The sequence below is a fragment of the Sulfurovum sp. genome (assembly GCF_041551015.1).
Classification (GTDB): Bacteria; Campylobacterota; Campylobacteria; order Campylobacterales; family Sulfurovaceae; genus Sulfurovum.
Genome location: NZ_JBFENQ010000043.1, coordinates 1 through 12,181, shown reverse-complemented (window position 1 = coordinate 12,181; position 12,181 = coordinate 1). Strand labels below are relative to the sequence as shown.

General features: G+C 36.6%; 12 protein-coding genes. 3 read left to right on the top strand and 9 right to left on the bottom strand.

From position 1 onward, the window contains the following. Positions 1-647 (bottom strand): exodeoxyribonuclease III (gene xth, locus ABZC96_RS04360; RefSeq protein ID WP_373029346.1); only part of this gene is annotated, 647 nt, incomplete at its 3' end. Positions 648-745: 98 nt separating this feature from the next. Here xth and ABZC96_RS04355 point away from each other — a divergent pair. Further along, positions 746-1,312, top strand: coding sequence for a class I SAM-dependent methyltransferase (locus tag ABZC96_RS04355; protein ID WP_373029344.1), 567 nt, complete (start codon positions 746-748; stop codon positions 1,310-1,312). Between the two features lie 47 nt (positions 1,313-1,359). On the opposite strand, the gene ABZC96_RS04350 is transcribed toward ABZC96_RS04355, so the two are convergent. Together ABZC96_RS04350 and ABZC96_RS04345 are read right to left on the bottom strand one after the other, a co-directional pair. Continuing rightward, positions 1,360-2,250, bottom strand: a complete 891-nt coding sequence (locus ABZC96_RS04350; protein WP_373029342.1) for a L,D-transpeptidase family protein — start codon at positions 2,248-2,250, stop codon at positions 1,360-1,362. A gap of 102 nt (positions 2,251-2,352) precedes the next feature. Then, the gene (locus ABZC96_RS04345; RefSeq protein ID WP_373029340.1) at positions 2,353-3,057 is read right to left on the bottom strand and encodes a DUF445 domain-containing protein; all 705 of its coding nucleotides are present in this window, start codon (positions 3,055-3,057) and stop codon (positions 2,353-2,355) included. Between the two features lie 130 nt (positions 3,058-3,187). Here ABZC96_RS04345 and ABZC96_RS04340 point away from each other — a divergent pair, with 130 nt between their 5' ends. Continuing rightward, on the top strand, positions 3,188-4,336 hold the full coding sequence (locus ABZC96_RS04340) for an MFS transporter (protein WP_373029339.1): 1,149 nt from the start codon (positions 3,188-3,190) through the stop codon (positions 4,334-4,336). A 23-nt stretch (positions 4,337-4,359) separates the two neighbouring features. Here the strand turns inward: ABZC96_RS04340 and ABZC96_RS04335 are convergent, their stop codons facing one another. Genes ABZC96_RS04335 through ABZC96_RS04325 form a run of 3 tightly spaced genes read right to left on the bottom strand, consistent with a single transcriptional unit; the run spans position 4,360 to position 6,745 of the window. Continuing rightward, positions 4,360-4,980, bottom strand: a complete 621-nt coding sequence (locus tag ABZC96_RS04335; protein ID WP_373029337.1) for an HAD family hydrolase — start codon at positions 4,978-4,980, stop codon at positions 4,360-4,362. Next, positions 4,980-5,903, bottom strand: a complete 924-nt coding sequence (locus ABZC96_RS04330; RefSeq protein ID WP_373029335.1) for a PDC sensor domain-containing protein — start codon at positions 5,901-5,903, stop codon at positions 4,980-4,982. Before ABZC96_RS04330 ends, ABZC96_RS04335 begins: the two co-directional genes overlap by 1 nt. 26 nt (positions 5,904-5,929) lie before the next feature. Continuing rightward, on the bottom strand, positions 5,930-6,745 hold the full coding sequence (locus tag ABZC96_RS04325; RefSeq protein ID WP_373029334.1) for a phosphatidylserine decarboxylase: 816 nt from the start codon (positions 6,743-6,745) through the stop codon (positions 5,930-5,932). 145 nt (positions 6,746-6,890) lie between these two features. Here ABZC96_RS04325 and ABZC96_RS04320 point away from each other — a divergent pair, with 145 nt between their 5' ends. Next, the gene (locus tag ABZC96_RS04320; protein WP_373029333.1) at positions 6,891-7,634 is read left to right on the top strand and encodes an exonuclease domain-containing protein; all 744 of its coding nucleotides are present in this window, start codon (positions 6,891-6,893) and stop codon (positions 7,632-7,634) included. A gap of 24 nt (positions 7,635-7,658) precedes the next feature. Here ABZC96_RS04320 and ABZC96_RS04315 read toward each other — a convergent pair whose 3' ends face one another. From ABZC96_RS04315 to ABZC96_RS04305, 3 genes are all read right to left on the bottom strand, one after another. Continuing rightward, positions 7,659-9,359: a diguanylate cyclase gene (locus tag ABZC96_RS04315; protein ID WP_373029332.1), complete on the bottom strand. Its 1,701-nt coding sequence runs from the start codon at positions 9,357-9,359 to the stop codon at positions 7,659-7,661. A gap of 80 nt (positions 9,360-9,439) precedes the next feature. Beyond that, on the bottom strand, positions 9,440-10,639 hold the full coding sequence (locus ABZC96_RS04310) for a class I SAM-dependent rRNA methyltransferase (RefSeq protein WP_373029330.1): 1,200 nt from the start codon (positions 10,637-10,639) through the stop codon (positions 9,440-9,442). A 126-nt stretch (positions 10,640-10,765) separates the two neighbouring features. Then, positions 10,766-12,181 (bottom strand): glutamate--tRNA ligase family protein (locus tag ABZC96_RS04305; protein WP_373029328.1); only part of this gene is annotated, 1,416 nt, incomplete at its 5' end.

Below are 12,181 nucleotides of genomic sequence, written 5' to 3'. Positions count from 1 at the left end.
TTTCTTGCTGATGCCCTGTAAGACCACCAACTGTAACGTTCTTCTACGTCACCATGTACATGTCTGAACGTATCTATAAACCCTGACGCCAGAAGTTTATCCTGCCATTCACGTTCCATAGGTAAAAAACCTGAAGTTTTTTCGTTTGCTTTTGGACGTGCAAGGTCTATGGGATGATGAGCTGTGTTGACATCACCACATACTACGATAGACTTACCCTCTTCTCTTAATGTATTGATATGATTCAAAAAACGATCATAGAACTCCATTTTATAGACCAAACGTTCGTCACTGCGTTGTCCATTGGGAAAATAGACATTAAAGTATGCGATATCTCCAAAGTGGTATTCATTGATGCGTCCCTCATCCAAGATATCAACATGTGAACAACAAAATGCTTCACCCTTTATATCTGTATAGAGTGCTACTCCTGACTGTCCTTTGTTTGATGACGAATTAATACTTTGAAATTTATATTCTCTGTCAAAGATACTCTCAGGGATCTGGTCTGCCTCCGCTTTAATCTCCTGCAGACCCAAAAAGTCCACATCTTCTTCATCTATCCACTTGAGTGCCTGCTTCTTCTCTACGGCTCTAATACCATTCACGTTCCATGATATAAAGGTTAGTGTATTACGATCTGACATTTTTTCTCCCTGCTAAAAATTTTAGTATGTGTCATATAAATTTCTTCATTATTTTGATAGAATAATACCAAAAGAGACTTCAAAGAAAAAGGTAATCTATGGCACAAGAAGACAAAGAACGCTGGAATGAAAAATATCAAAACAATCCAATGCCTGATGAACCCATCAAACTCGTCAGTGACTATGCTTCACTGGCTCCAGGGCAACAAGCACTCGACATTGCTTGCGGTATGGGAAGACATAGTAAATATCTAGCTTCCAAAGGATTTGAAGTTGATGCACTTGATATCTCTTCTGTTGCTATAGAACAGCTTCAGAACATTCCTCATATCCATGCAAAAGAAGTTGATTTTGATACCTATGCCCTCCCAAAAGAAAAGTATGACCTTATAGTGTGTACTTATTTCTTAGAGCGTAGACTCTTTCCTCAGATGATAGAGGCACTTAAACCCAACGGTATCATCCTTATAGAAACTTTTTTACATCATCCTGACAATGAGCGTACCACTTCCAATCCAGCTTTTCTTCTTAATGAAGGTGAACTTGAAGCCACTTTTAACAACAGGTGTGAACTTTTACATCTACCTGAATTTTGGGATGAGGACTACCAAGGATACAAAACGATGAAAACGTCTATGGTGGCTAAAAAGAAAAGTAGTCTATGACAGATGAAGACTTTTAAGCGTAGCTTTCACGCTTATCCCACTAGAGATCAGTTTTCAATACTGACCGGTGTACCTTTACGTACATTTTTAAAAATGGTTTTTGAAACCTTATAAGGAAGTCGGATACATCCATTACTTCCTGGATATCGTTTTACATATTTACTTGCATGAAGGCCAATACCTCCACTTGTAAGCCGCATCCAGTTTTTAAGTGATGCACCTACATATTTGGCTTTTTTACCTTTATATTTTCTTCTGTCACCTTTGTACACTAACTTCTTGCCTCGATACATTTTACCAAAGATGGTAGAACGTTTATCTGCTATCTTTTCCTTGATGCAAAATGTTCCTTTTGGTGTACTTTGATTTCGAATGATCCCTGTATTTGGCTCAAGCTTTCTTTTGGCTCCTGTTGTACAAGGAGCACACAGTGCCACTTTACCATTTACATAGAGTCTTACTCTTTGTTCGGAGATATCTACTTTTAATTTTGTATTTTTTCCATTTGCTTGACTGAGCAATTTTTTATCTTCGTAAACACTGTAACTTTTTCTAAGATTGGTGTGTTTTCTAAAATCCGTATAAGAGTTATACTTCATGAGTCTTACATGTTTGACTTTTTTATCTTTAGGGAATTTAATATTTTTTGAAATTTTATCGAGTTTAGTTTTGGTTTCTTTACCTACCCATCCATCCGTATGTGTCAATCCATAAAATTTTTGAAAAGTGATAACAGCTTCTTTTGTCTTCTCACCCCATCTGCCATCAATCTTGAGATTCGCTTTGATGTTTTTATCTCTATTTAAAGCAATTTGAAGATTTCGTACACTGTTAAAATCGTTTGTGCATTGCTTTGTTTTGGTACCATCACACATATCATCATGTGTTTTAAAATAATTTTTGGCATTTGCCATAGAAATAAGCGTAAGTGTAGTCAATAGTATCTTTATGAAATGCAAATGGTGTCTCCGGAGAATTTATGTTAAAAAATATTATACTCTTTTTCCATTAATCAATTATAAACTGGAACATATAACATCTTAAATCAATGATGAGGATACCAGTCCTATAAGGCCACCGAAAACACCACCCCACACAACAAGCCATCCTAAATGTTCCTTGATCAGATCTTGTACTAATTCTTTAACCATTTTAGGTGTCAGTTCATCCAACCTTCTTGTAATGAGTGCTTCAACTGAAGCGATCATATCTTCACTCAAAGCTGAGCTTTGTATCTGATGGTCAAGTTGTGCTTTAAAAGCAGAAGAAGAAACGATGGAGCTAACAGCACTCTTGAGCTTACGAGAAAAAGGATCACGTAATCCTTCTAATGCTTCTTCACCACCAAACATTGCAATAGCCCCACCGAATTTCGACTCCATTACAGTTTTAGAGAGTGCATCAAAAGCAGGAGAAAAGTCAGTACCTTCCACTAAAGGGGTCAGATCTATCTTCTCTTCTTCCTTTGCAAAAAAGTCTCCCAGCTGCTCTTTGGTAAAGAACTGTTTCATGATCATCTCACGGATTGATGCTTTAAACGCAGTAAAGTTTTTTTCTATCACGCCTGAACCATAAAGAAAGGGAACCTTTTCAAATAACATATGAATAGCAAGTTGGTTTGTAATGGCCCCAGAGAATGCAAAAAGTCCTGTAAATAGCAGCGCCTCATGATAGAGAGATGGCACCAGGAAAGATACCCCTATAAGGAGTATAGAAAAGAGATCGGTTAGGAGAGTTTTTGACATCTGATATCCTCTTCACATTTTTTGTGTAATATAGCAAAATCTGAATTATATTACGCTATCAACTCAATACCTCAACATGAAAAAGAAGGTATAATCGATTTTAACTGTTAATTTATCTATAAAGCTTCTCATGTCTAAAACACTAAACAAAAAGATACAGATCTCACTATTGCTGATTGCAACGATGGGTGTGATGTCCGGTATCACTGTCGTTTCTTCTCTTCCCCTCATCAGTACAACATTCAGTCATATCCCTCATATCGAATTTCTTTCAAAGCTGATGTTAACAATTCCTTCCATCATCATTGCACTTTTTGCCCCAATAGCTGGGATCATTGTAGATAAATTTGGCAGGTTAAGACCGCTTTATACAGGGATCATTCTCTTTGTATTAGGCGGAAGCTCAGGATTTTATCTTGAGAACTTCTATGCTATTCTTATCGGCCGAGCGGTTCTAGGCATAGCTGTTGCGTTACTCATGACCAGTTCTACTGCACTCATAGGTGATTATCTTGATGAAATAGCACGACATAAATTTATGTCTATTCAGGGGATGGCCGTAGCTATGGGAGGGATAGTATTCATTACAGCGGGTGGTCTACTGGCTCAACTTCATTGGTCATACCCTTTTGCTATTTATATCTTACCTCTGTTCTTTCTTCCTCTATTGGTTACCTCTCTCTATGAACCTGAGAAACATACCCATGTCGAAAGTAAAAGTGAAATTGAAACCAAACTCTGGCCTATTTACCTGACTGCTTTTTTTGCAATGGTACTTTTTTATATGCTACCTACACAATTACCTTATCTCATTATAGAGACTTTACATGGAAAGCCAAGTACCATAGGGTTAGTCATTGCTACCGCGATGCTTTTCAATGCACTCACATCCAGACAGTATGCCAAGCTCAAAGCAAGGTTTTCCTATGTCCATATCTATATTATTACGTTTATTTTTTTTGGGATAGGTCTGTTCATTATTTCTCAAGCCCATTCCATTGCACAACTCTTTTACAGTACAGCATTTATAGGTATCGGATTTGGCCTGATTCTTGTCAATACCAATTCATGGTTTCTTGCGAAAGTACCGGCCCACAAAAGGGGAAAGGCTTCAGGCGTACTTGCATCAAGTTTCTTTCTAGGACAGTTTTCTTCTCCGTTGCTCTTGGAGCCTGTTGTACACATATATGGGATTCAAGGACTTTTTCTGATCGTATCGGGTATTGCACTCATGGTTGCATTGATACTGTTTTTAAAAAGTAAGATCTCTAAAGAATAAAGATATTGGTAAAATTAGATTGTTCAACTTAGCAGTAAGTTATGCAGCTCATCGACACTACTTACAGCATCTGTATGGTCTGTAAAACCCCAGTCTACCATAATATAGTCTATCTCTGCTCTTTTACTTGCTATCTCATCACGTGGACCATCTCCAATAAAAAGTGCCTGATGACTACTATGTTTCAACTCATCCAATATCTTGTGAAGCATCGCTGGATGAGGCTTTCCTTCATTAACATCATCATAACAGACAATTGTATCAAAATGCTCATAGACCTCTAAGTGTGTAAGTGATTCTATCGTTGAACCTCTATAAGCATTGGTTGCTACTGCCAAATCGTGTCCCTTGTTCTTAAGACTTTCAAGCAATTCTTTAATACCATCATACAGTACCAATTCATTCTCATGGTTTTTCGTATAGTACTCTGAAAACCATTTTTCATGGTCCCTGTCAAATACTTTTGCATGGTAAAAGGTTTGTGCAGGATTAATCGTATGGTCATTCACCAATCTTAAAATATACTCTTGTTCCATAGGTTCGAAACCCAGGTTTTTACGTACATAATTGATAGCATTGGCTATGGTCAACGAAGAGTTGACCAGGGTACCATCCATATCAAAAATGATCAGTTTTTTATCCACTATTTATTCTTCTCTCTATTTTTAGTTAATGATTGGTTAAACTTAACATAAACAGAAAGACTCACTAAAAGTAGTGCGACACCAGAAATAAGATATACGGCATACTCAAGCTGAGCTGGATCTGTAAGTGCAAACTTAAATACAAGCATCAAGGCTTCAATGGATAGCGCAATAATGATAGAACCTAAAAAGCGTATCATGGTCTGGTGTCCCTCACCTGCACCCTCTCTTTTCTCTTTACCCAAAACCTCTTCCTCAAATATCGCTTTTACCAGATCAAAAATAGCCAGAGAGAGGGTCAAAAGAATCGTTGCTTTAAACATTTCATTGATATCTAGGGCAGCAAAATCAATTCCAAAATGTAAAAATGCACTAATACCTTTGACAAAGAGTAAAAGAGAAACACCTGCAAGTGCTAAAGAGAAAGCCGTATATGCAATTTTACTTAATGTTCCGGAAAATGAGTCAATAGAGCTTGGGTGCACCATACGTAAAATATTTGCCAAAGTGATATCTACACAAATAATACTGATCAAATTATCTTTTTCATCTACGATAGGAAATGATGCAGTGACAACCATCGTATTACTCACATTCGATGGATAGGGTTCCGTTAGGGTACAACGATGCTCTCTTTGCGTTTTGTAATAATAAGCCCTATCACTTCTGTCCTCACCTTTACCAATCCCTCTAATCTTTTTATCCTTAGAGATATTTTCAGTGATCTGTATACCTTTACCGTCAAGTGCATAGATCGCTTCTGCATTAGTGATACTCTCATTAAGCGGTTCTAACTTTGCAAGTACCGTAGAAACATCACCATTTATAATAGTTTGAGAAATATGTCTTCCTATGATATAACAAAGGTAAGCTCTTGCTTTCGCACGAACCTGTGCATACTCTTCTATCTCTTTAATTTGCATACTATGTTCCTTTTATTTATAATCTTCTATAGTACTTTACCTAAAATATCGCTAAATTGTACTTTTTGATTGATAGCAACTTCCGGGAATATACTACCTTTTTCTGAAAAGGTCAAGATAGTAGAGCCCATCTCAAACCAGCCATAAAATTCCCCTCTTTCCACCCATAGATCTTCATACACATAATGAACAGGTTCTCTTATCTCAGAGTTCGTTCTTACTTTTTCTTCAAAAGTAACGACCATTTGACCCACATTCAGTGCGGCTACAAGAACCAGAACCTGTGTTCTACCCTTCTCATCTTCACACTCTATCACTACTCTCTCATTTTCAATGAACAGGTCCACTTTATTACGTAACAATGGAAAGTTTACTGGGTAATGTTTACCGGGAATATGAGTCAGTGACTTCACTTTAAGACGCATAGGCATATGGTAACGGTGATAATCTTTAGGAGAAAGATAAAAATTAATAAACTCTCCTCCTTCTACTTTAGCTACTGCTTCTTTATGATATTCTCCAAAAAGCTCTTCAATACTATAGCTCATACCTTTAATCTGGTAGGCTTTACCCTCTTTGATTTTTCCAGCATCCGTAATAAGTGCATCCACACCAGAGATAAGTGCATCTTTATCTTCAGGTAAAGCTCTGGGTGTTTCAAACGCTCTTGTAAAAAGTTTATTGAGTGTTGGATAGGCACCAGGCTCTTTAAACTCACTCATGTCAAGCCCCATGAGTTTTACATAGCCTGAATTAATAAATTTTTGCACTCCTGACGGGAATTCTTTTGAAGCAAATTTTCCAAATCCACTAGAGATGATAGAGGTAAAGTGTTTAGCCATTGTGTTTCCTGTAATTGAACCCATTTATTCTGATACTAAACAGACGGTTCATAATATTATGTAGCATTATACCATTTGTCATTTAGGGTTGGGGTTGTTAGATAAAATACGATACTATCTATCTGAATATATTTAAGGATAAATCATGGCAAAATATGTACTTTTCGATACAGAAACCACAGGGAATCAAGAACAAGACCGCATTATACAGGTAGGTGCTATGATCGTGCACAGTAAGGATGAGATCGAAGTTTTTGATGAGCTGTGTCTGGCGCCTGTACCTATAAGCATTGAAGCGATGGAAGTACATAATATCACGCCTGAGCATATAGCTGACAAAGGGCTTTATGACGAAACAGACTTTGCATTAAAAATACTGCAATACAATCAAAAAGAGAACTACCTCATTGCGCATAATATCTCTTTTGACTTGTCAATGTTAGAAAAAGAAGGATTCCAAAACAACTATACACTTATAGATACTTTGCGCTGTGCCAAGCACCTGCTTCCAGAGAGTCCTAACCATAGGCTTCAGTATCTACGCTATGCTCTTGAACTCTATCAAGTTGAAAAAGCAGAGGCGCAAAAACTAAATATCACGATCAAAGCGCATGATGCCATAGGTGATGTTCTTGTGATGAAACTGCTTCTATCAAAACTGGTACGTCTCATACAAGAAAACTTTGCTGGTGTTAACCCTATGCAAAAATTGGCTGAGCTTACCCAAACACCTGTACTCATGAAAACCTTTAAATTTGGAAAATACAAAGACAGAGAGATAGCTGAAATCGTAAATGCAGATAGAGGCTACATAAAGTGGATGAGAGATAATCTTGACCTCGATGAAGATATGCAGTTTACATTGGATCATTATTTGGCTTCAGCATAGTACATTGTAGCGTTTACTTTTTTCTTATACTATAGCAAATCTATCTATGATTTCAATCCTGTTTCTGCCAGCCTTTTTAGCCTGATAAAGTGCTTCGTCTGCACGTCTTGTAAGTTTTTCTATACAGGTATCTTTTTGTGTATATTGGGCAATACCGAAACTGGCAGTAATCACAAGTTTTGGATTCTCTTCTAAAGTGTAATTTTCTATTGCTTTCCTTATGCGTTCAGCTAGGATTGAAGCTTGTTCATCATTTGTTTCGGGCAATAACACTAAAAATTCATCACCTCCCATTCTAAAAGCATAGTCATGCTCTCTGATAAGGTTTTTCACAATACTCCCTACACTCTTCAATACCTTATCTCCAGTACTATGGCCGTAATTATCATTAATATGTTTAAAATGATCAATATCAAACATCATCACCGATAAAATTCTTTTGTGTCGTATGAGTCGTTGATACTCCATCTCAGAGATCTCATAGTAAGCTCTACGATTAAAGAGTCCTGTGATGATATCTGTTTTAGCTGCTTTTTCTGCAATAAGCTTTTTTTCCAGTGTAATTTTCATACGATCAGAAAGTGCCAAAGATAATAAAATAATATCAATATACATCCCAAAGTCATTTGCCTTATACGTTACATAGGTAAAGGGAATAAATGAAAGTACTGTTAAAGCTGTAATGATAGCACCTATGAGTCCACTGGCAGCACCAAGAAGAAAAAATCTTGCTGAACGATTACCTCTTAACCAGGAAAATAAAGCCATTGCAAAAATATAGATACTCACAAACATTACCAGTATGATTGAGTACATCACATGATAATGATAACCACCCATATAAGCTGACAACAATGCCATAACAATAATGAGAAAGATCAAATATGACGTTATCTTATAAAGTCTCTTATGATATTTGCTAAGATTCAAAAATGAACTGGAAAAAAGAAGTGCAGTAACTGAAAAAGCGTAGATAGCGATCGACTGTAGCCAGTTTTGTACTGCAGGATGGTCCCCTAACAAAAACATAAACGTATAACCGTTATAAGAAGCATTCATGACAAAAAAAGCACCCAAATACAATACATAATAAAGATAATATCGTTGCTTTATGCCAAAAAAGAGAAACAGATTATATAACAACATAGCAGCAATACCACCATAAATTAAGCCTATATAGAGTGACTCCTTGGACTGCTCTGCTAAAAATACTGACTCTTCAAGAATCGAGAGAGATACGATAAACGGGTCCCGTGTTTTCACTTGAAGATACACAGTAGATATACCCGGTTCAAAATCATGCTTGAAATTGGTTAAATAGTGATCCATTTCTCTTTCTGAATAGGGATAGATATTCCCACCCTGATACGTATTTAATTGTCCATGTGGAGATATAACAGTGATGTTCACGGAATCAATCCAGGCAGGCTCAAAGAACATATATCTAGGTAATGATCTGTTTTCTTTATTTAGTACTTTAAACTGATACCAAAATGCTGAATTTGTAAATGAATGACTGGCAACTGTATTATTTTGAGGTTTAAAATTATCAGTAGTGAGCTGGCGTACCTCAGGTAGTGTCATAGAGGCAGTCGTATCTTCATACTCAAGTAACGATTGTCCTATCGCATAGTTTGGTACAGACAAGTCTATTGCTTTTGGATGTACGTTTCCATAGAGTAGTGAAAAGCAAAACAAAAGTAATAAAATGATTGTTTTTTGCATCTTTTCCCCTATATTCAGACAATACACAATTATTTGAAAAACTAAAATTTATCATATCATAGCACAAATATTATATGGACTTATGATACTTTTCTAATGAACACTACTTTTAGATAGTCCCCTTCTTTAAATTTATCCATCACTTTGAAATCTTTGGGTAACGAAAAAGTATGTTCGATCTTGTACTTTCCGCCCAATTCTTTAAATGCTTTGTCTATAAACTCTTTGAATTTAGCTATGTTAAAATTGGCATAATTTGTAGAGGCAATAATGACACCGCCTTTGTTTGTAATCTGTATAGCCTCTTTAAGTAATTTAACATAGTCTTTTGCCACTGAAAAGGTATGTTTTTTTGATCTTGCAAAACTAGGCGGATCCAGTACCACCATATCAAACAATATCTCTTTTTTGACTGCATACTTAAAATAATTGAATACATCCTCGACAATAATATCTTGCGCCGCAATATCAATACCATTGATCTTAAATTGTTCCTCTGTTTTACTGCGACTTCTTTTAGCTAAATCTACACTTGTCGTCTTTATTGCTCCACCCAATGCAGCAAACACAGAAAATGCTCCTGTGTAAGAGAAAGTATTGAGCACTGTTTTACCTTTGGCATAACTGTCACGAATCGTTTTACGTACATCTCTTTGATCTAAGAATACACCGACCATAGGCCCATCATCCAAGTATATGGCGAAATTCACTCCATTCTCTTTTATGATCAGAGGAAACTCACCCCTTCTTCCACACACAAAATCATCTGCATCATCAAGATATTGACCTTTGGCATCAAACCTCTTTTTCTGGTAGATACCTTTATACTCTACTTGAGACTTGAGCGCAGCCAAAATATCTTCTTTAAATGCATAAATACCCTGACTATACCAGGTCACCAAATAAAAACCATCAAAATAATCTATAGTTAACCCGCCTACACCATCCCCTTCACCGTTAAAAACTCTGAAGGCCGTTGTATTTTTGTCACTATAAAAGTCTTTTCGGTATTCGATAGCCGCTTTAATTTTATCTGTAAAATATCTAACATCTATGTTTACCTCTTTTTCAGAGGTGAGTACCCAACCGTACCCTTTGTTTTGAATACCGTAATAGCCTTTAGCGATAAACTTTTTTCTATCATCAAAAAGATTGACTATCGTTCCCTCTGTTTTTACGTTACTCCAATCCACAATAGTGTCTTTTGAAATTAAGGGATATCCATTCATATAATTTTTAATAAATTGTGGTTTGATCGTTAAGTCTATTGCGTTATTCATATTCATCCTTGATAGCATACTTGTATCATTAAAGGGTACTTCATCCTATTAGCCAGAGCGCATCCCAGCTAACGGCAGGTGGAACGCGAAAACAATGGTTGTTTAACTAGCCGTTTTGCTAGTTCATTATTTTAGCTTTTCGCTCACAAGTTCATTCACCACTTTTGGGTTGGCTTTGCCACCTGTGGCTTTTAATACTTGTCCGACAAAGAAACCTAAAAGGTTGGTATTACCTGCCTTGAACTTCTCTACATTGTCTGGATTTTTTGCGATGACTTCATCGATAATCGGTGAGATTACCGCTGGATCACTTATCTGCACAAGTCCTTTAGCTTCAACTATTTGATTTGGATTTTCTCCTGTTTTAACCATTTCTTCAAATACTTGTTTTGCAATCTTACTTGAAATGGTTTCATCATCAATCATCTTAACAAGATCAGATATTTGTGTAGCATTAAATTTGAGTTCATTGACCTGCTTTTCCTTTAACTCTCTTGCTACTTCATTTGCCACAATGTTTGCTAAACCTACAGGGCTGTTAAGTACAGCCAGAGCCTCTTCATAAAAACTGGAAAGTTTCTCATCACGCGCCAAAGTATTAGCAACTTCACTGTTTAGTTTAAGTTCACCCGTGTACTTATCAAACAGTACCTGTTCATGCTCATTCATAGGGGCTACTTCACCATCTATTTGTACTTTCTTTACTTGAGGTTTATGATCACTCTTAGGTGCTTTATCATCTGCTTTTGTCTTTTTAGTCCATGAGTCTTTAAGGCCGACAATTTTATTGAACACAGGGTTTTCATCTGTATAGTCAATAGGATCGGCATAGAAATACCCCTGTCTTTCAAATTGGAATCTCTCATCAGGTTTGTCTGATATTACAGCAGGCTCAATAAGAGCATTTTTTATCACTTTTAAAGAGTCTGGATTTATATCTTCCAACCCTTCAGGAGCTTCATCTTTAAAGAGTCTATCATAGAGTCTTACTTCAACTCTTTTAGCCTCATTTGCATCTACCCATTGTATAGCACTTTTAACATTGATACCGCTAGTATCTGAGCCACTTTTAGAATCTGGATGATACTCTGCTTTTATCTCTATAATATTGCCATCAGCATCTTTGATCACTTCCTTACAATTGATGATATAAGCATGTCTGAGTCTCACTGGTTGATCTGGTGTAAGACGGTAGTAACCTTTTGGAGGGTTCTCCATAAAGTCATCACGCTCAATATAAATCTCCTTTGAAAAAGGTATCTTTCTTGAACCCTCTTTAGGCACATCATGTGGGTAGTATGGAGCATCAAGCTCTTCTGCACCCTCATAATTTTCAATGGTTACTTTTAGTGGATCAAGCACACACATCACACGTGGCACTTTTGTATTTAGATCATCTCGGATACAAAACTCAAGTTGTGAAACATCCACCGTTGAGTTTGCTTTAGCTATACCTATTTGATCACAGAAGTTTATAATAGACTCTGGAGTATAACCTCTTCTTCTGTATCCGGCAATTGTTGGCATACGAGGGTCATCCCA

Excerpts from the sequence above, each read along its gene's own strand:
- ABZC96_RS04310 (WP_373029330.1), bottom strand. The coding sequence starts at position 10,639 with ATGAATAACGCAATAGACTTAACGATCAAACCACAATTTATTAAAAAT.
- ABZC96_RS04320 (WP_373029333.1), top strand. The coding sequence starts at position 6,891 with ATGGCAAAATATGTACTTTTCGATACAGAAACCACAGGGAATCAAGAA.
- ABZC96_RS04315 (WP_373029332.1), bottom strand. The coding sequence starts at position 9,359 with ATGCAAAAAACAATCATTTTATTACTTTTGTTTTGCTTTTCACTACTC.
- ABZC96_RS04345 (WP_373029340.1), bottom strand. The coding sequence starts at position 3,057 with ATGTCAAAAACTCTCCTAACCGATCTCTTTTCTATACTCCTTATAGGG.
- ABZC96_RS04330 (WP_373029335.1), bottom strand. The coding sequence starts at position 5,903 with ATGCAAATTAAAGAGATAGAAGAGTATGCACAGGTTCGTGCGAAAGCA.
- ABZC96_RS04325 (WP_373029334.1), bottom strand. The coding sequence starts at position 6,745 with ATGGCTAAACACTTTACCTCTATCATCTCTAGTGGATTTGGAAAATTT.
- ABZC96_RS04340 (WP_373029339.1), top strand. The coding sequence starts at position 3,188 with ATGTCTAAAACACTAAACAAAAAGATACAGATCTCACTATTGCTGATT.
- ABZC96_RS04355 (WP_373029344.1), top strand. The coding sequence starts at position 746 with ATGGCACAAGAAGACAAAGAACGCTGGAATGAAAAATATCAAAACAAT.